This is a genomic window from Streptomyces sp. JN8 (assembly GCF_055808075.1).
Window position 1 is genome coordinate 4,234,456 of the sequence record NZ_CM147852.1, and the last position, 19,231, is coordinate 4,253,686.

Sequence of the window (19,231 nt, forward strand, 5' to 3'; positions counted from 1 at the left end):
GATGGACTCCTTCTTGCTTCGGCGAGGCTTACTTCTTGGAGGACGGGTGCTTGGGCCGCTGCTGGCCCTTGCGCTGACCGGACTTGCCCTGCTGGCGGGCCCCTCCGGAGTTGGCACGGGGGCGCGCGGGCTTGTCGCCCTGGGCCTCGCCCTTCGGCTCTTCCTTGGCACCGGCCTTGGTCGAACCCTGGGGCTTCTTCTCGAGCGAGGTGACCGGCGCCTCGTCGGCGGCCGACTCGGAAGCGTCCTCGGAGTCCTTCGCCGTGGTGTGCTGAGCCGCGGCGGCCTGGCGCTGGGCCTTGGTCTGGCGCTTGGGCTGCTGACGCTTGGCGGCGGCGCCGCCCTCGGCGTCGGCGACGATCATGTCGCCCTTGATCACGGTGCCGTCGGCCTGGGCGGCGAAGCCGGCCTTGGTCAGGCCCGCGAAGAAGCGGCGCTCGTTCTCGTTGCGGTCGCTGCCCTTGGCGACGATGACCTTGACGATCGTCTTCCGGCGACGGCCGCGGACCTCACCGTGCTGCGTGATGCTCTTCAGCAGGCGCTGGAGGTAGGAGTCCTGCGCCTTGCTGCCCGGGGTCGGGTTCTGGTTGATCACGTACATCTGCTGGCCCATGGTCCACACGTTGGTGGTCAGCCAGTAGACGAGGACACCGACGGGGAAGTTGATGCCCATGACGGCGAAGATCACCGGGAAGATGTACATGAGCATCTTCTGCTGCTGCATGTACGGGGTCTTCACCGAGAGGTCGACGTTCTTCATCATCAGCTGGCGCTGGGTGAAGAACTGCGAGGCCGACATCAGGATGATCATGATGGCGGTGACGATGCGGACCGAGGTCAGCGAGGCGTCGAGCGCGGCGACCTCGGCGGCGGAGTCCGTGAACTTCGACGCCAGCGGGGCACCGAAGATGTGGGCCTGCCGGGCGCTCGCGAGCAGCTGGTCGTCGATGACGCCGATGGTCTTGCCCGAGGCGATGCTGGAGAGCACGTGGTAGAGGGCGAAGAAGAACGGCGACTGCGCCAGGATGGGAAGGCACGAGGAGAGCGGGTTGGTACCCGTCTCCTTGTACAGCTTCATCATCTCTTCGGACTGACGCTGCTTGTCGCTCTTGTAGCGCTCCTGGATCGCCTTCATCTTCGGCTGGAGCGCCTGCATGTTCCGGGTCGACTTGATCTGCTTGACGAACAGCGGGATCAGGCAGATACGGATCAGCACCACGAGGGACACGATGGACAGGCCCCAGGCCCAGCCCGTGTCAGGGCCGAAGATCGCCCCGTACACCTTGTGGAACTGGACGATCACCCATGAGACAGGTGTGGTGATGAAGCTGAACAGACTGGCAATCGTGTCCACTAATCAGGCTCCTTGAGCATTGGGCGAGGTCTCTGCGGCCGGGCTCGTCTCGGCGGTGGACCCGCCCTTGTCGCCGCGCAGCGCGTTCCTCAGCATTTCGTGCCAGCGGGGGCGCTTACGCGGGGGGACATGGTCCACACCGCCGGGCGACCACGGGTTGCACCGCAGGATGCGCCAGGCGGTCAAGGCCGTGCCCTTGATCGCGCCATGCCGGTCGATGGCCGTGAATCCGTAGTGGGAACACGACGGGTAGTACCGGCAGACGGGCCCGAGAAGCGGGCTGATCGTCCACTGGTACAGCTTGATGAGAGCCAGCAGCGGGTACTTCATCGCGCGCCCCCTCCCAGCAGCCGCTGAAGAGCGGCGTCCAGGTCTCGGGACAGCTGTGCGTGTTCGGCGTCGCCGGCTCCGGGCAACGCCCGTACGACCACCAGGCTACCGGGGGGCAGCTCGGTGAGCCGGTCGCGGACGAGGTGGCGCAGGCGACGCTTGACCTTGTTGCGTACGACAGCCCCGCCCACGGCCTTGCTCACGACGAAACCCGCACGTGCCGGGGAAGCGCTCTCCCCAGGCGCGTGCGGGTTCGTTGCACCGCTGCGTAGGTGGACGACGAGGAGCGGGCGACCGGCCCGGCGACCTCGGCGTACCGCGGTTGCGAAGTCCTCGCGCCGCCTCAGCCGATTCTCGGTAGGCAGCACGTCATGACCTGTTTAAGCGGATCAGGCGGACAGCGCCGAGCGACCCTTGGAACGGCGGTTCGCAAGGATGGCGCGGCCGGCGCGCGTACGCATCCGCAGGCGGAAGCCGTGGGTCTTGGCGCGACGACGGTTGTTCGGCTGGAAGGTGCGCTTGCTCACTCGGGGGCTCCAGAAATGATTCGTAGATGGCGGGACATCGCCTGGCTGTCACCGTGCGCCCACGAGTAGCTCGCAATACGCCCGAGTGCACCGCTTCACGATCACAGACCGTGATCTTTGCCCATCGGAGGCAGGCGGCAGCAGCCATCGACAACTCGACCTGGTTACGGTACGCGCGGCTACGCCATCCGGTCAAACCGACCTGTCGCCACCCCCCATTGTGCACAGGCTGTGGACAACAACTTGAACCACGTCAGCCGCCGCGACTACCGTGGTTGGTCTCCACAATCTTTTCCGTTCTGTCCTTACCTGTTCCCCGCGGATCTGTCCTCCCGGACATCGCCCCACCGTCCCCCGAGAACCACACCATCGTGGGACCTGCGAGAAAGCGTGCCCTGTGGCTGACGTTCCTGCTGATCTTGCCGCAGTGTGGCCACGCGTCCTCGAGCATCTCCTCTCCGAAGGCCAGCAGGGAATCGAGCCCAAGGACAAGCAGTGGATCGAGCGCTGCCAGCCCCTCGCCCTCGTCGCGGACACGGCGCTGCTCGCCGTGCCGAACGAGTGGGGCAAGCGCGTCCTGGAGGGCCGGCTGGCCCCGCTGATCAGCGAGACGCTCAGCCGCGAGTGCGGCCGCCCGATCCGGATCGCGATCACCGTCGACGACTCCGTCGGCGAGCCGACTCCGCCGGCGCCGCCGCTCCAGCAGCCGCAGCAGCCCCGCTACGACGAGCGCCAGCAGCCCGAGCCGTACGAGAAGTACGACGGCTACGGCCACCGGCCGATGCCCGACGACGGCCTGCCGACCGCGCGCCCGGCCTACCCGGACTACACGCAGCAGCGCCCCGACCCCGGGGCCTGGCCGCGCACCCAGGAGGACCTGTCCTGGCAGCAGCCCCGGCTGGGCGGCTACCAGGAGCGGGCCCCGTACACCGGTCCGAGCGCCCCGGAGCAGTCCCGTCAGCCGCGGTACGACGAGCCGCCGCGGAGCTACGAGCAGCCGCGTCCGGAGCGGGCCGAGCTGCCGGACCCGCAGAACCACGGCGCCCGTCCCGGTCCCCGGCCGGGCGTTCCGGGCGGGGGGCCCGGCGGCGGTCACGGTTCCCCCTCGGCTCAGGGCGGCGCCGGCGCCCCCGGTGAGCAGCACGCGCGCCTGAACCCCAAGTACCTCTTCGACACCTTCGTCATCGGTTCCTCGAACCGCTTCGCCCACGCGGCCGCGGTCGCGGTGGCCGAGGCGCCGGCGAAGGCGTACAACCCGCTCTTCATCTACGGGGAGTCCGGGCTCGGCAAGACGCACCTGCTGCACGCGATCGGTCACTACGCGCGGAGCCTCTACCCGGGCACCCGCGTGCGGTACGTGAGCTCCGAGGAGTTCACGAACGAGTTCATCAACTCGATCCGCGACGGCAAGGGCGACGCCTTCCGCAAGCGCTACCGAGATGTGGACATCCTGCTCGTCGACGACATCCAGTTCCTCGCGAGCAAGGAGTCGACGCAGGAGGAGTTCTTCCACACCTTCAACACCCTGCACAACGCGAACAAGCAGATCGTGCTCTCCTCCGACCGGCCGCCCAAGCAGCTGGTGACCCTGGAGGACCGGCTCCGCAACCGCTTCGAGTGGGGCCTGACCACGGACGTGCAGCCGCCGGAGCTGGAGACGCGCATCGCGATCCTCCGCAAGAAGGCGGTGCAGGAGCAGCTCAACGCCCCGCCGGAGGTGCTGGAGTTCATCGCGTCCCGGATCTCGCGGAACATCCGTGAGCTGGAGGGCGCGCTGATCCGGGTGACGGCGTTCGCGAGCCTCAACCGGCAGCCGGTGGACCTGGGGCTCACCGAGATCGTCCTCAAGGACCTGATCCCGGGCGGCGAGGACTCCTCGCCGGAGATCACCGCGCCGGCCATCATGGCGGCGACCGCCGACTACTTCGGGCTGACGGTGGAGGACCTCTGCGGGTCCTCGCGCAGCCGCGTCCTGGTGACGGCCCGGCAGATCGCCATGTACCTGTGCCGCGAGCTCACGGATCTGTCGCTGCCGAAGATCGGCGCGCAGTTCGGCGGCCGCGACCACACGACGGTGATGCACGCGGACCGGAAGATCCGCGCGCTGATGGCGGAGCGCCGCTCCATCTACAACCAGGTCACCGAGCTCACGAACCGCATCAAGAACGGCTGACGCCGCCACGGCCGCCACGGCCGCCGTCTCGGCCTCGATCGCAGCCGAGACCGCCTGCGATGGGCGCCCCGGGACACCTCCCGGGGCGCCCATCGGCGTTCCCGGAGCCCCGGCACGGGTTCGTCCAGAGTGCCTGGGCGGCTCGTCCAGCGTCCCGGCACGGGTTCGTCCAGAGCCCCTGTCGGGTCCTCCCAGCGCCTCGCCGCGGGTCGCCCGGAGCCCCTGGGCAGTGCTCCGAGAGCCCCGCACAGTTCTCCCGATGCGCCTCCGCGGTTCTCCTGGAGCCGTTCTGCGGTCGGCGGCGGGAGCCGTGGATGCGCCCTCCCGGCCCTCCGGGCGCGCTCGCGGAGGGCGTCGGAAGCCCTCCGCGAGCGCGCCTGGGACCGGTCCGGGCCCTCGTCCGGGGGACGGGCTGTTCGATTACTCCGTTCCGGTGGCGGGTTCTCCACAGATTGCGGGATGATCTCCCGTCCACAGGGTGGGGACTGTCGAGTTATCCGGATCGTGTCCACAGGCCAGGCTGTTGACAGACCATCACCCCAGGTCAGGCCCTTGTGGAATTGTTGGTAAAAGATCTCCACAGCCTGTGGACAGAAGATCCGTCCACAGGGGCGCCGGAAAGTTGTCCACTGGCCGCCCACAGGGGAGGGTCCGTTGCCCACAGCTTCTCCACACCCCTGTCCACTGTTCGGCAACGAATCGCCTCCGCTCACCGCGTCGAGTGAAAGCCGTCACACCAAGGAGGACGGTTGGGCTGTGGGGAACGTGGGTAAAGCTGGGGACAGCGCTGGGGAGAACTCCCCATGGCCTGTGTATCGGGTGTGCAGAACTTTCGGGTGTCCACAGAGACCCCCAGTTGTCCACCGGTTCCACCCACAGGCGCAGTGGACAAAAAATCGGGTCTGACCTGGGAAAACGACGTTATCCACCGTTTCCACAGGCCCTACTACTACTCCCACTCAGAGTTAGCTAGGAATCCGCTTCGAAGTGGGGCCTGTGCACAACTCGGCGCCGGAGCGTCGAGCCGCTCTTGTCGCGACTTGACCCCGAGCAGCACCGAGTGTCTGCGGCGTACGTCAGACTGGTTCCCGCAGTCGACGAAGAGCCAGCAACAAGCAGGAGGCGGTTCCGGTGAAGATCCGGGTGGAGCGCGACGTACTTGCCGAGGCGGTGGCCTGGGTGGCCCGCAGCCTCCCGGCCCGTCCGCCGGCTCCCGTGCTCGCGGGCCTGCTGCTGAAGGCCGAGGACGGCGCGCTGAGCTTCTCGAGCTTCGACTACGAGGTCTCGGCCCGCGTCTCCGTCGAGGCGGAGGTCGAGGAGGACGGCACCGTCCTGGTCTCGGGCCGTCTGCTCGCCGACATCTGCCGCGCCCTCCCCAACCGACCGGTGGAGATCTCCACAGACGGTGTACGGGCGACCGTGGTCTGCGGCTCCTCCCGCTTCACCCTCCACACCCTTCCCGTGGAGGAGTACCCGGCGCTGCCGGAGATGCCCACCGCGACCGGCACCGTCCCCGGTGAGGTCTTCGCCTCCGCCGCCGCCCAGGTGGCCATCGCCGCCGGCCGCGACGACACGCTCCCGGTGCTCACCGGCGTGCGCATCGAGATCGAGGGCGACACCGTCACCCTGGCCTCCACCGACCGCTACCGCTTCGCGGTCCGCGAGTTCCTGTGGAAGCCGGAGTCCCCGGACGCCTCCGCGGTCGCCCTGGTGCCCGCGAAGACCCTCCTGGACACCGCCAAGGCGCTCACGAGCGGCGACACGGTCACCCTGGCGCTCTCGGGCTCCGGCAAGGGCGAGGGCCTCATCGGCTTCGAGGGCGCGGGCCGCCGCACCACCACCCGCCTCCTCGAGGGCGACCTGCCGAAGTACCGGACGCTCTTCCCCACCGAGTTCAACTCGGTCGCCGTCATCGAGACCGCGCCGTTCGTCGAGGCCGTCAAGCGCGTGGCCCTGGTGGCCGAGCGCAACACCCCGGTCCGGCTCAGCTTCGAGCAGGGCGTGCTGATCCTGGAGGCCGGCTCCAGCGACGACGCACAGGCTGTGGAGCGCGTCGACGCGCAGCTGGAGGGCGACGACATCTCGATCGCCTTCAACCCGACCTTCCTGCTGGACGGCCTCAGCGCGATCGACTCCCCGGTCGCCCAGCTCTCCTTCACGACCTCCACGAAGCCGGCGCTGCTGAGCGGCAAGCCGGCCCTGGACGCCGAGGCGGACGAGGCCTACAAGTACCTGATCATGCCGGTGCGCCTCAGCGGCTGAGCCGGTCCGCGTCGCGCTTTCCGGGGGATCGCCTGAGCGGCTGACCCCACAGGTGTGCACCGGTGTCCGGGCGTAGGCTCGGACCCGGGTACACCGCACACGACGCTAAAGGAATCTCTGATGGAGCTCGGTCTCGTCGGTCTCGGCAAGATGGGCGGCAACATGCGCGAGCGCATCCGCCGCGCAGGCCACACCGTCATCGGATACGACCGCAATCCGGACCTCGCCGACGTCCAGAGCCTCGAAGAGCTTGTCACCAAGCTCAAGGGGCCCCGCGTCGTGTGGGTCATGGTCCCGGCCGGTGCCGCGACCCAGTCCACCATCGACGAGCTGGCCGAGCTGCTCTCCCCCGGCGACATCGTCGTGGACGGCGGCAACTCCCGCTGGACCGACGACGAGAAGCACGCCGAGGAGCTGAAGGCCAAGGGCATCGGCTTCGTCGACTGCGGTGTCTCCGGCGGCGTCTGGGGCCTGGAGAACGGCTACGCGCTGATGTACGGCGGCTCCGCCGAGGACGTCGCCAAGGTCCAGCCGATCTTCGACGCGCTCAAGCCCGAGGGCGAGTTCGGCTCGGTCCACGCGGGCAAGGTCGGCGCCGGCCACTTCGCGAAGATGGTCCACAACGGCATCGAGTACGCGATGATGCAGGCCTACGCCGAGGGCTGGGAGCTCCTGGAGAAGGTCGACTCCGTCACCGACGTGCGCGAGGTCTTCCGCTCCTGGCAGGAGGGCACGGTCATCCGTTCCTGGCTGCTGGACCTCGCGGTCAACGCCCTCGACGAGGACGAGCACCTGGACAAGCTGCGCGGCTACGCGTCGGACTCCGGCGAGGGCCGGTGGACGGTCGAGGCCGCCATCGACAACGCCGTCCCGCTGCCGGCGATCACCGCCTCGCTGTTCGCGCGGTTCGCCTCCCGTCAGGACGACTCCCCGCAGATGAAGATGATCGCCGCGCTGCGCAACCAGTTCGGCGGCCACGCGGTCGAGACGAAGAAGTAATCCACAAGCTGTGCACCCCGCGGTGCACGGCCGCCGGGGGAAGAAGGTCGGCGCCCAACCATGCACGTCACGCATCTGTCGCTGGCCGACTTCCGCTCCTACGCCCGGGTCGAGGTCCCGCTCGACCCGGGCGTCACCGCTTTCGTGGGCGCGAACGGCCAGGGCAAGACCAACCTGGTCGAGGCCGTCGGCTACCTCGCGACCCTCGCCAGCCACCGCGTCGCCTCCGACGCCCCGCTCGTCCGGATGGGCGCGGAGCGCGCGGTGATCCGCGCCGCCGTCACCCAGGGCGAGCGCTCCCAGCTGGTCGAGCTCGAACTCAACCCCGGCCGCGCCAACCGCGCCAGGATCAACAGGTCCTCGCAGGTCAGACCCCGTGACGTGCTGGGCATCGTGCGGACCGTGCTGTTCGCGCCCGAGGACCTCGCCCTCGTGAAGGGCGACCCGGGCGAACGCCGGCGCTTTCTCGACGAGCTGATCACGGCGCGCGCGCCGCGCATGGCGGGCGTGCGCTCCGACTACGACCGCGTCCTCAAGCAGCGCAACACGCTCCTGAAGTCCGCCGCGATGGCCCGGCGGCACGGCGGCCGCGGCATGGACCTGTCCACCCTCGACGTCTGGGACCAGCACCTCGCGCGGGCCGGGGCCGAGCTGCTCGCCCAGCGGCTCGACCTGATCGCCGTACTCCAGCCGCTCGCGGACAAGGCGTACGAGCAGCTCGCGCCCGGCGGCGGACCGGTCCTGCTGGAGTACCGGCCCTCCGCGCCCGGCACCGGCCACACCCGCGAGGAGCTGTACGGACAGCTGATCGACGCGCTGGCCGAGGTCCGCAAGCAGGAGATCGAGCGGGGCGTCACCCTCGTCGGACCCCACCGCGACGAACTGCTCCTCAAGCTCGGCGAGCTGCCGGCGAAGGGGTACGCCAGCCACGGCGAGTCCTGGTCGTACGCGCTGGCGCTGCGGCTGGCCTCGTACGACCTGCTGCGGTCCGAGGGCAACGAGCCGGTCCTCGTCCTCGACGACGTCTTCGCCGAACTGGACGCGCGGCGGCGCGAGCGGCTTGCGGAGCTCGTCGCGGGCGGCGAGCAGGTCCTGGTGACGGCCGCCGTGGACGACGACGTGCCCGGAGTCCTCGCGGGGACCCGGTACCGGGTGGCCGGAGGGACGGCGGAGCGCGTATGAGCGAGGAAAAGCTTCCCCAGCCTGTGGATACTCCGCCGGCGCCGGCCGTCCCCGAGTCCTCGGGAGTCGATCTCGCCCGGGTCGCGCTCCGCGCCGCCAAGGAGCAGGCCAAGGCCAGGGGCGCGGCCGCCCAGCAGAAGAAGCAGGCGCGCCGCGGCGGCGGCCTGCGCTCCGGCGCTCGCGCCGACGGACGCGATCCGATGGCGCTCGGCGCCGCGATCAACCGGCTGATCACCGAGCGGGGCTGGGAGACGCCGGCGGCCGTCGGCGGGGTCATGGGCCGCTGGCCCCAGATCGTCGGCGAGGACCTGGCCAAGCACTGCGTGCCGATCCGCTTCGACGACGAGCCGGACGCCCGCGTGCTCACCGTGCAGTGCGACTCCACGGCCTGGGCCACCCAGCTCCGGCTGCTGGCGCCGACGCTGGTCGCGCGGCTCAACGAGGACCTCGGGCACGGCACCGTGCGGATGATCAAGGTGCTCGGGCCGGGCGGGCCCCGCCGGGGCTACGGCCCGCTGCGGGCGCCGGGCTCCGTGGGCCCCGGGGATACCTACGGGTAGCCGTCACCGCGGGCGCTTGCCGCTCCCTGGGGATACCCACGGGTAGCCGTCACCGCGGGCGCTTGCCGCTCCCTGGGGATACCCACGGGTAGCCGTCACCGCGGGCGGTTCCCGCGGCGCGGGTCCGGAGCACGGACGCCGCGCGGCCGCGTCGCGCCCACCTCTCTTCCACCCCGAGCGGCGACCGCCCACAGCGAGGCATCGGTCCGAAGCGCTGGGTGGCCGTCAGGGGGCTCTGGAGCCCCTGTCCGGATATGGGGAGTCGTTTGGCTCCCGCTCAGGGCGGCACATGCGGACTCAGGCACCGGCAAACCCCCATGACTGTCGGCGCTACCGGTAGACTGGGAGACAATCCCGCCACCCTGCGGAACAAGTCGAACGACGCAGCCGCTCCCGTATGCCCGGAGAACGGCCTGTGCTGTGCCAGAAAGGGCGCTTCGTGGCCGATTCCGGCGACCCCAACGAGAACAACCAGTACACCGCCAGCAACATCCAGGTCCTCGAAGGCCTGGATGCGGTGCGCAAGCGCCCTGGCATGTACATCGGCTCGACCGGCGAGCGCGGTCTGCACCACATGGTGCAGGAGGTCGTCGACAACTCGGTCGACGAGGCCCTGGCCGGCCACGCCGACACCATCGACGTGACGATCCTGGCCGACGGCGCCGTGCGCGTCGTCGACAACGGCCGAGGCATCCCGGTCGGCATCGTGGCCTCCGAGGGCAAGCCGGCCGTCGAGGTCGTCCTCACCGTGCTCCACGCGGGCGGCAAGTTCGGCGGCGGCGGCTACGCCGTCTCCGGCGGTCTGCACGGCGTCGGCGTCTCCGTCGTGAACGCGCTGTCCACCAAGGTCTCCGTCGAGATCAGGACGGACGGCCACCGCTGGACGCAGGACTACAAGATGGGTGCCCCGACCGCGCCCCTCGCCCAGCACGAGGCGACCGACGAGACCGGCACCTCGGTCACGTTCTGGGCCGACCCGGACATCTTCGAGACGACCGAGTACTCCTTCGAGACGCTCTCGCGCCGCTTCCAGGAGATGGCCTTCCTCAACAAGGGCCTGACGATCACGCTCACCGACGAGCGCGAGTCCGCCAAGGCCACGGTCGGCGCCGACGACCCCGACGCCGAGGCGGCCGCCGAGCCGGCCGCGCGCACCGTGAAGTACCACTACGAGGGCGGCATCGTCGACTTCGTGAAGTACCTCAACTCGCGCAAGGGCGAGCTGGTGCACCCCACCGTCATCGACCTGGAGGCGGAGGACAAGGAGAAGTCCCTGTCCCTCGAGGTCGCGATGCAGTGGAACAGCGGCTACAGCGAGGGCGTGTACTCCTTCGCCAACATCATCCACACCCACGAGGGCGGCACGCACGAGGAGGGCTTCCGTGCGGCGCTGACCTCGCTGATCAACAAGTACGCGCGCGACAAGAAGCTGCTCCGCGAGAAGGACGACAACCTCACGGGCGACGACATCCGCGAGGGTCTGACCGCGATCATCTCGGTCAAGCTGAGCGAGCCGCAGTTCGAGGGCCAGACCAAGACCAAGCTGGGCAACACCGAGGTCAAGACCTTCGTGCAGCGGGCGGTCTACGAGCACCTCAACGACTGGCTCGACCGCAACCCGATCGAGGCCGCGGACATCATCCGCAAGTCGATCCAGGCCGCCACCGCGCGCGTGGCCGCGCGCAAGGCGCGCGACCTGACCCGCCGCAAGGGCCTCCTGGAGTCGGCGTCGCTGCCGGGCAAGCTGTCCGACTGCCAGTCGAACGACCCGGCCAAGTGCGAGATCTTCATCGTCGAGGGCGACTCCGCCGGCGGCTCGGCCAAGTCCGGCCGCAACCCGATGTACCAGGCCATCCTGCCGATCCGCGGCAAGATCCTGAACGTCGAGAAGGCCCGGATCGACAAGATCCTGCAGAACACCGAGGTCCAGGCGCTCATCTCGGCCTTCGGCACCGGTGTGCACGAGGACTTCGACATCGAGAAGCTCCGCTATCACAAGATCATCCTGATGGCGGACGCCGACGTCGACGGCCAGCACATCAACACCCTGCTGCTGACCTTCCTCTTCCGCTTCATGCGGCCGCTGGTCGAGGCGGGCCACGTCTACCTCTCCCGCCCCCCGCTCTACAAGATCAAGTGGGGCCGGGACGACTTCGAGTACGCCTACTCGGACCGGGAGCGGGACGCGCTCGTCGAGCTGGGCAAGCAGAGCGGCAAGCGCATCAGGGAGGACTCGATCCAGCGCTTCAAGGGTCTCGGCGAGATGAACGCCGAGGAGCTGCGCGTCACCACCATGGACGTCGAGCACCGCGTGCTCGGCCAGGTCACCCTGGACGACGCCGCGCAGGCCGACGACCTGTTCTCGGTGCTGATGGGCGAGGACGTCGAGGCACGCCGCTCGTTCATCCAGCGCAACGCCAAGGACGTTCGCTTCCTCGACATCTGAGTCGGTCTCAGCTGACCGTACGAAAGGACTGACGACCAGCAATGGCCGACGAAACCACCCCGACCGGGACCACCGAAGAAGAGCCCGTGCTGCGGATCGAGCCCGTCGGGCTCGAGACCGAGATGCAGCGCTCGTACCTCGACTACGCGATGTCCGTCATCGTGTCCCGCGCGCTGCCCGACGTACGGGACGGCCTCAAGCCCGTCCACCGGCGCGTCCTGTACGCGATGTACGACGGCGGCTACCGGCCCGAGAAGGGCTTCTACAAGTGCGCCCGCGTCGTCGGCGACGTCATGGGCACCTACCACCCGCACGGCGACTCCTCGATCTACGACGCGCTCGTCCGCCTCGCCCAGCCCTGGTCGATGCGCATGCCGCTCGTCGACTCCAACGGCAACTTCGGTTCCCCGGGCAACGACCCGGCCGCCGCCATGCGGTACACCGAGTGCAAGCTGATGACGCTGTCGATGGAGATGCTCCGGGACATCGACGAGGAGACCGTCGACTTCCAGGACAACTACGACGGCCGCAACCAGGAGCCGACGGTCCTGCCGTCCCGCTTCCCGAACCTGCTGATCAACGGCAGCGCCGGCATCGCGGTCGGCATGGCGACCAACATCCCGCCGCACAACCTCCGCGAGGTCGCGGCCGGCGCCCAGTGGGCGCTGGAGCACCCCGACGCCGGCCACGAGGAGCTCCTCGACGCGCTGATCGAGCGGATCAAGGGCCCGGACTTCCCCACCGGCGCGCTCGTCGTCGGCCGCAAGGGCATCGAGGAGGCGTACCGCACCGGTCGCGGCTCCATCACGATGCGCGCGGTCGTCGAGGTCGAGGAGATCCACAACCGCCAGTGCCTGGTGGTCACGGAGCTCCCGTACCAGGTGAACCCGGACAACCTCGCGCAGAAGATCGCCGACCTGGTCAAGGACGGCAAGATCGGCGGCATCGCCGACGTCCGCGACGAGACCTCGTCCCGCACCGGCCAGCGGCTCGTCATCGTGCTCAAGCGCGACGCCGTCGCCAAGGTCGTCCTCAACAACCTGTACAAGCACACCGACCTGCAGACGAACTTCGGCGCGAACATGCTGGCGCTCGTCGACGGCGTGCCGCGCACCCTCTCGCTGGACGCGTTCATCCGCCACTGGGTGACGCACCAGATCGAGGTCATCGTCCGCCGGACGAAGTTCCGGCTGCGCAAGGCCGAGGAGCGCGCCCACATCCTGCGCGGCCTCCTCAAGGCCCTGGACGCCATCGACGAGGTCATCGCGCTCATCCGCCGCAGCGAGACCGTCGAGGTGGCCCGCACGGGCCTGATGGGGCTGCTGGAGATCGACGAGATCCAGGCCAACGCGATCCTGGAGATGCAGCTCCGCCGGCTCGCCGCCCTGGAGCGCCAGAAGATCGTCGCCGAGCACGACGACCTCCAGGCCAAGATCGACGAGTACAACGCTATCCTGGCCTCGCCCGCGCGCCAGCGTGCGATCGTCAGCGAGGAACTGGCCGCGCTCGTCGAGAAGTTCGGCGACGACCGCCGGTCGAAGCTGGTGCCCTTCGACGGTGACATGTCCATCGAGGACCTGATCGCCGAGGAGGACATCGTCGTCACCATCTCGCGCGGTGGCTACGTCAAGCGGACCAAGACCGAGGACTACCGCTCGCAGAAGCGCGGCGGCAAGGGCGTGCGGGGCACGAAGCTGAAGCAGGACGACATCGTCGACCACTTCTTCGTCTCCACCACCCACCACTGGCTGCTGTTCTTCACGAACAAGGGCCGGGTCTACCGCGCCAAGGCCTACGAGCTGCCCGACGCCGGCCGGGACGCCCGCGGCCAGCACGTGGCCAACCTGCTGGCCTTCCAGCCGGACGAGCAGATCGCCCAGATCCTGGCGATCCGCGACTACGAGGCCGCCCCGTACCTGGTGCTCGCCACCAAGGCCGGCCTGGTCAAGAAGACCGCGCTGAAGGACTACGACTCGCCGCGATCCGGCGGTGTCATCGCGATCAACCTCAGGGAGACCGAGGACGGCCGCGACGACGAGCTGATCGGGGCCGAGCTGGTCTCCGCCGAGGACGATCTGCTCCTCATCAGCAAGAAGGCGCAGTCGATCCGCTTCACCGCCACGGACGACGCGCTGCGTCCGATGGGACGTGCCACATCGGGCGTCAAGGGGATGAGTTTCCGCGCAGACGACGAACTGCTCTCGATGAATGTCGTCCGGCCCGGTACGTTCGTCTTCACCGCGACCGACGGCGGGTACGCGAAGCGCACCCCCGTCGACGAGTACCGCGTCCAGGGCCGTGGCGGCCTCGGCATCAAGGCCGCCAAGATCGTGGAGGACCGCGGCTCGCTCGTGGGCGCGCTGGTGGTCGAGGAGACCGACGAGATCCTCGCCATCACGCTGTCCGGCGGTGTGATTCGTACGCGAGTCAACGAAGTCAGGGAGACCGGCCGTGACACCATGGGCGTCCAGCTGATCAACCTGGGCAAGCGGGATGCCGTCGTCGGCATCGCACGGAACGCCGAGGCCGGCAGCGAGGACGACGACATCGACGAGGCAGTCGACGCCGAGGGCGCCGTGGAGGCGGCCGAGGCAGCGGTCGGGACCGTCGTGGTCGAGACCGAGGCAGTCGAGGGCACGGAGCCCTCGGCCGGGGAGCACGAGGAGTAAGAGCGTGAGTGGAGCCACGGGCGCCGGATCGGCGGCCGCCGGAGCTTCTGCTGGTGCTGGAGCGAACGGCGCCCGTGGCTCCGCCACGGACTCCCAGGGGGTTGCGGTGACGGACACTCGGGGGCAGCAGCCCTCGTACGAGACCTACAACGGGCCGCTGCCCGGCGAGCGCGCGGGCGCGCAGCAGCCGGCGGGCCCCTACCACCCGCCGCAGGCGTACGGCGCTCCGGCGCCGGGCGGCACGGCGGGCGGTCAGACGGGCGCGGTGCGCAGGCCGCGCACGGGGGCCCGCACGACGCCCCGTACGCGCAAGGCGCGACTGCGGGTGGCCAAGGCCGACCCGTGGTCGGTCATGAAGGTGAGCTTCCTGCTCTCCATCGCGCTGGGCATCTGCACGGTCGTCGCGGCGGCGGTGCTGTGGATGGTCATGGACGCCATGGGCGTCTTCTCGACCGTCGGCGGCACGATCAGCGAGGCCACCGGCTCGAACGAGTCCAACGGCTTCGACCTCCAGTCGTTCCTGTCGCTGCCGCGGGTGCTGATGTTCACCTCGGTGATCGCCGTGATCGACGTGGTCCTGATGACCGCGCTGGCGACGCTGGGCGCGTTCATCTACAACCTGTCGGCCGGCTTCGTCGGCGGTGTGGAGCTCACGCTCGCCGAGGACGAGTGACGGGCGAGTGACCTGCGAGGGGGCCGGTCGGTTACCGATTTTGGGACTGGCCCTCCTGTGCGCTAATGTTCAGGAGTCAGCGCGCGGGACACACACCGCAGAGCGCGGCGGGGCTATAGCTCAGTTGGTTAGAGCGCATCCCTGATAAGGATGAGGCCACAGGTTCAAATCCTGTTAGCCCCACAGTGAAGATCGACCCGGACGGTTCCTCCGTCCGGGTCGATTTCGTTGTCCGGGGGCCCTGAGAGGTTTGAACCTCGTACAGGTCACCGATCGGTATCGGTCGATGTGTAGAGTGGGCGTCAGAAGTCTCCTACGTCAACGAAAGACGAGGTCGCGCGGTGAAGAAGCTTCTCCTGGTCGCACTGGCCGCCATCGGCGGGCTCCTCGTGTACCGCCAGATCCAGGCGGATCGCGCCGAGCAGGACCTGTGGACGGAGGCGACCGACTCCGTGCCCGCAGGTTCCGGTGTCTGAGACCCGAACCCTCTGTGGGTGAAGCCCCGGCCGCGCGAGAGCGGGCCGGGGCTTTGCTTTGCCTGAGCAAAATGCCGACGTGCTTGAGTGAAGAGGAGCAGCGCGTGAAGACGCAGGGCGGCCTCGGCCGGAGAGCGGGGGCCCTGATCACGGCGGTCGCTGCGGTGGGGGCGGTCGTGGCCCTCCCCGGGCCGGCAGCGGCCCTTCAGGGCCGGTCGGTGCCTTCCCCGGGCCAGGCGGGGCATCCGGGGCCCGCGGCGGCCCTCTCCGGGCGTGCGGCGGGGCTCCGGACGGGGACGGCGGCGCTTCCCGCGCGTGCGGCGGCGCTTCCTGGGCGGACGGCGGCGCTTCCTGGGCGGACGGCGGCCGCCGGGGGTGCGATCCCGCCGTACGCCTTCGACGGCTCGGCCCAGCGCGTCCAGGGCGCCGCGTCGAGCTCGGACGCCGTGCAGCTGCGGACCGGGCAGACCTACCGCGACACGCTCAAGAAGGACGGCAAGGTCTACTACCGGGTCGACCTCGACCGGCAGAACGCGTACGTCTCCGTCGTCGCGGTGCCCCGGGCCGGCGGCGAGGTCGAGTACGGCGACGGCTTCAAGGTCAGCATCCAGGACGGCTCCGGCTTCGAGTGCGGCTACCAGCAGGCGAACTTCTCCTCCAGCGAGTTCGCCCGGCCGCTCGCCGCCTACGCCCGCCGCATCATCGAGGCGGACAGCTCCACCTGCCAGGGCGCGGGCGCCTACTACGTGCTCGTCGAGCGCGAGTCGAAGGCGAGCACGGAGGACTGGGAGCTGGAGATCCGCTACGCCTCCGAGCCCCTCCTGAAGAAGGCCGGGCCGACCGAACTGCCCGAGGTCTGGGCGTCCGGCACCCCCGGACCGCCGCCGGGCGACCCGCGGCAGCGCCAGGGCGGGTCCGGGATCCACGACGCGATCTCGCTGACGCAGGGCGAGTGGCGCTCCGACATCCGGCCCGGCCAGACGCTGTTCTACCGGGTGCCGGTCGACTGGGGACAGCAGCTCTTCACCACCGCCGAACTCGGCAGCAGCGCCAGCGGCGACGAGTACATCGGCCACGCCCTGGTCCTCTCCCTGGAGAACCCGGCGCTCGGCCACGTCGACGAGGGGACCGTCTCCTACAGCGGGAAGCCGGCGACGCTCGCGCTCGACGCGCTGCGGCCGGTGGCCCACGAGAACCGCAGCTCCTCCGACGAGGCCACCAACGGCATGCGGTTCGCCGGCTGGTACTACCTGTCGGCCACGCTCAACCCGGCCATGGCCGAGGAGTACGGGGACCGCACGGTGCCGCTGACCCTGCGGGTGTCGCTCCGCGGCGCCGCGAAGCCGGGGCCGGGGTACGACGCCGACCCCGGGCGGTTCAGCGTGACCGCCGACGACCGGGCGGCGGCGGACCAGGGCGTCTCCGGGGCCCAGGCGGTGGAGGCGGACGGCTCCCTGCGGGTCGTCGCGGTCGCCGGGATCGGCAGCGGAACGGTTCTGCTCCTGGGGCTCGGCGGATGGACGCTGCTGGCGCGGAGGCGCGCGGCGGCGTAGGCGGGGCGTGCGGGTGTCGGTCCGGGTCAGGTCTGGGCGAGGGCCCAGAAGCCGACCGCGAAGCAGACCAGCGCGAGCAGCAGGACCGGGATCGCCACCTTCGGGGGCGGTCCCGGTCGGCGTCCCGGGGCGGGCGGCGCCGCCGGGAGCGGCGTGGGGCTGCCGTACGGCCCGGGCGCCTGGACGGGGTGAGCGGCGTACGGATGCGCGGGGGCCTGTCCGTACGGTGCCGGCGAGGTCGGCGTCCCGTCGAAGGAGGGCGCCGGCCGGCCGAGCGGCGGGGGCAGGTGGAAGCTGCCCGTCTCGGACGGCCCGGGCAGCGGCGCGGGCGTCGTGACGGGGGCGGCGAGCGGGCCCGTGGCGGGGACGGTCGGGTGCGGGGGCCCGTACGGGGGCTGTGGGGGCTGCCGGGGCGGTACCGCGGGCGTGGTGGGGGCCGTCGGTGCGCCGACGGGCGCCGCAGCGGGCGCGGGGGCCGGGCCCGCGCCCCGGGCGCCCGCCGCGGGGCCTCCCGGCTCGCCGCCGGCGGGTCCCGTCGGGCCCTGCGGGCCGAAGCCGGGCGGCAGCGGACCGAGTTGGTCGAAGATCTCGACCCGCTCCTCGTCGGGGCCCGGCTCGGGCAGCATCTCGACGGCCGCGGCCAGGGCCTTGCGCGCGCCCGTGGCCGTCCTGAAGCGGGCCTGCGGGTCGGGCTGCAGCAGACCGGCGAGCACCTGCCACAGGGGCTCGGGGACGCCGTCGGGGGCGCCGGGGGTGCCGTGTGCCGCGAAGTGCTCGATCAGCGCCCGGGAGTCCGGCTTGCGGCCCTGGAGCAGATAGAGGGCGACCAAGCCGACGGCGAACAGGTCGGCGGTGAAGTCGGGTTCGGCGCCGAGGAGTTGCTCGGGCGCGAAGTAGCCGGGCGTGCCCACCACGTAGTCGGTCTCCGTGAGGCGGGGTTCGCCCTTGCGCATGGAGATGCCGAAGTCGGACAGCCGCAGGTGCGGCCGTCCGGTCCCGGTGACGTCCATGAGGATGTTCGCGGGCTTGATGTCGCGGTGCACGACCCCCTCCGCGTGCACCGTGGCCAGGCCCGAGAGCAACTGGTCGAGCAGGACGCAGACGAACCGCGGCGGCAGCGGGCCGTAGTCGCCGATCACATGGGCCAGGGAGCCGCCGGCGACCAAGTCCATGGTGAACAGGACCTTGTCGTCGTCGGCGGCCCAGCTGGCCGGGGCGAGGACGTGCGGATGGTCGATCCGCAGCGCCTGCTCGCGGACGAAGCGGAGCAGGGTGTGCGCGTCGCTCTGCAGGAGCACCTTGGCCGCCACGTAGCGGCGGCGCCGGTGGTCCCAGGCGCGCCACACCGCGCCCGCACCGCCCCGCCCGATCGGGTCGACCAGCTCGTACCGCCCGGCGAAAACCTCACCCATCGTGCTGCGTCCGCTCCCCGTTGGTCCCTGTCGAGGCGATGCCGGCCGACTGCCGACCGCGTCAGTTCTGGTGCGACTCGTAGTGCGCGACCGCGTCCGCGGTGCGTCCCGCGCCGTACACCCGGAGGAACTCTGCCAGTTCGGGGTGGGCCGGGGCGAGGGAGTCGGCGGCGTCGATGATGTCGCCGGCCGCGGCTACGGAGCGCAGCAGCGACTGGATCTCGCGGACCACCCTGCGAACGGTCGGGGCGCCCGACCCGGTGGCCGGCTGGCCGGTGCCGGTGAGGACGGAGCCGCCCTGCGACTTCTTGACCTCGTCCATGCGGTCGGTGGCCTCGGCGGCGCTGACGGTGCCGTCGGCGACCTGCACGGCGAGCTCCTGCAGTGCCTGGACGCGCTGGACGACGGCCGGGTTGCCGATCTTGGCCCGCTGGCCGCTCATCAGCTGGGACAGCATGGGCGCGGAGAGCCCCAGCACCGCCGCGAGCCTGGCCTGGTTGAGTCCCAGATCGTCGATCAGCCGACGGAAGAGCGCCCCCAGCGGCTCTCCGTACCAACTGCGCTGAAGCTCTCTGGCTCGCGCCGTGGCTTCCTGCTGCGCTGCGTCCATTTCTT

At 70.3% G+C, this 19,231-nt stretch carries 16 protein-coding genes and 1 tRNA gene; 11 read left to right on the forward strand and 6 right to left on the reverse strand.

All coding sequences use genetic code 11. The features are described 5' to 3' along the window. Window positions 1-28: 28 nt before the first annotated feature. Genes yidC through rpmH form a run of 4 tightly spaced genes read right to left on the reverse strand, consistent with a single transcriptional unit; the run spans window position 29 to window position 2,211 of the window. On the reverse strand, window positions 29-1,354 hold the full coding sequence (yidC, locus tag ACY0MR_RS18600; protein WP_473554178.1) for a membrane protein insertase YidC: 1,326 nt from the start codon (window positions 1,352-1,354) through the stop codon (window positions 29-31). A gap of 3 nt (window positions 1,355-1,357) precedes the next feature. Next, window positions 1,358-1,684 carry a membrane protein insertion efficiency factor YidD gene (gene yidD, locus ACY0MR_RS18605; RefSeq protein ID WP_015034858.1) on the reverse strand — a complete coding sequence of 109 codons (327 nt, stop codon included), beginning with the start codon at window positions 1,682-1,684 and terminating at the stop codon, window positions 1,358-1,360. Further along, window positions 1,681-2,052, reverse strand: coding sequence for a ribonuclease P protein component (rnpA, locus tag ACY0MR_RS18610; RefSeq protein WP_361847492.1), 372 nt, complete (start codon window positions 2,050-2,052; stop codon window positions 1,681-1,683). The genes yidD and rnpA overlap by 4 nt, the downstream gene beginning before the upstream one ends. A gap of 21 nt (window positions 2,053-2,073) precedes the next feature. Next, complete coding sequence (gene rpmH / locus ACY0MR_RS18615; protein ID WP_007265229.1) at window positions 2,074-2,211, reverse strand: 50S ribosomal protein L34; 138 nt, start codon at window positions 2,209-2,211, stop codon at window positions 2,074-2,076. 397 nt (window positions 2,212-2,608) lie between these two features. Between rpmH and dnaA the strand changes: the two genes are divergently transcribed. The 11 genes from dnaA (at window position 2,609) to ACY0MR_RS18670 (ending at window position 17,204) form a co-directional block, all read left to right on the forward strand. Further along, window positions 2,609-4,384 (forward strand): chromosomal replication initiator protein DnaA, encoded by a 1,776-nt coding sequence (gene dnaA / locus ACY0MR_RS18620; protein ID WP_388807167.1) that lies wholly within the window; start codon window positions 2,609-2,611, stop codon window positions 4,382-4,384. Window positions 4,385-5,515: 1,131 nt separating this feature from the next. Then, window positions 5,516-6,646: a DNA polymerase III subunit beta gene (gene dnaN / locus ACY0MR_RS18625; RefSeq protein ID WP_015034855.1), complete on the forward strand. Its 1,131-nt coding sequence runs from the start codon at window positions 5,516-5,518 to the stop codon at window positions 6,644-6,646. Between the two features lie 120 nt (window positions 6,647-6,766). Beyond that, on the forward strand, window positions 6,767-7,645 hold the full coding sequence (gene gnd, locus ACY0MR_RS18630) for a phosphogluconate dehydrogenase (NAD(+)-dependent, decarboxylating) (RefSeq protein WP_361847486.1): 879 nt from the start codon (window positions 6,767-6,769) through the stop codon (window positions 7,643-7,645). A 60-nt stretch (window positions 7,646-7,705) separates the two neighbouring features. Next, window positions 7,706-8,827 (forward strand): DNA replication/repair protein RecF, encoded by a 1,122-nt coding sequence (gene recF / locus ACY0MR_RS18635; RefSeq protein ID WP_361847483.1) that lies wholly within the window; start codon window positions 7,706-7,708, stop codon window positions 8,825-8,827. Further along, the gene (locus ACY0MR_RS18640) at window positions 8,824-9,387 is read left to right on the forward strand and encodes a DciA family protein (protein ID WP_361847481.1); all 564 of its coding nucleotides are present in this window, start codon (window positions 8,824-8,826) and stop codon (window positions 9,385-9,387) included. The genes recF and ACY0MR_RS18640 overlap by 4 nt, the downstream gene beginning before the upstream one ends. Window positions 9,388-9,802: 415 nt before the next feature. Then, on the forward strand, window positions 9,803-11,833 hold the full coding sequence (gene gyrB, locus ACY0MR_RS18645) for a DNA topoisomerase (ATP-hydrolyzing) subunit B (RefSeq protein WP_361847478.1): 2,031 nt from the start codon (window positions 9,803-9,805) through the stop codon (window positions 11,831-11,833). Window positions 11,834-11,874: 41 nt separating this feature from the next. Next, complete coding sequence (gyrA, locus tag ACY0MR_RS18650; protein ID WP_388807170.1) at window positions 11,875-14,502, forward strand: DNA gyrase subunit A; 2,628 nt, start codon at window positions 11,875-11,877, stop codon at window positions 14,500-14,502. A 106-nt stretch (window positions 14,503-14,608) separates the two neighbouring features. Next, window positions 14,609-15,175 carry a DUF3566 domain-containing protein gene (locus tag ACY0MR_RS18655; protein WP_361847472.1) on the forward strand — a complete coding sequence of 189 codons (567 nt, stop codon included), beginning with the start codon at window positions 14,609-14,611 and terminating at the stop codon, window positions 15,173-15,175. A 109-nt stretch (window positions 15,176-15,284) separates the two neighbouring features. Next, window positions 15,285-15,358, forward strand: a tRNA-Ile gene (locus tag ACY0MR_RS18660). Between the two features lie 158 nt (window positions 15,359-15,516). Next, window positions 15,517-15,651, forward strand: a complete 135-nt coding sequence (locus ACY0MR_RS18665; protein ID WP_003958712.1) for a DLW-39 family protein — start codon at window positions 15,517-15,519, stop codon at window positions 15,649-15,651. 104 nt (window positions 15,652-15,755) lie between these two features. After that, complete coding sequence (locus tag ACY0MR_RS18670; protein WP_473554190.1) at window positions 15,756-17,204, forward strand: hypothetical protein; 1,449 nt, start codon at window positions 15,756-15,758, stop codon at window positions 17,202-17,204. A 26-nt stretch (window positions 17,205-17,230) separates the two neighbouring features. Here ACY0MR_RS18670 and ACY0MR_RS18675 read toward each other — a convergent pair whose 3' ends face one another. Together ACY0MR_RS18675 and ACY0MR_RS18680 are read right to left on the reverse strand one after the other, a co-directional pair. Further along, window positions 17,231-18,616, reverse strand: a complete 1,386-nt coding sequence (locus ACY0MR_RS18675) for a serine/threonine-protein kinase (protein ID WP_473554192.1) — start codon at window positions 18,614-18,616, stop codon at window positions 17,231-17,233. A gap of 61 nt (window positions 18,617-18,677) precedes the next feature. Continuing rightward, window positions 18,678-19,226 carry a helix-turn-helix domain-containing protein gene (locus ACY0MR_RS18680; protein WP_375888259.1) on the reverse strand — a complete coding sequence of 183 codons (549 nt, stop codon included), beginning with the start codon at window positions 19,224-19,226 and terminating at the stop codon, window positions 18,678-18,680. Window positions 19,227-19,231 lie beyond the last annotated feature (5 nt).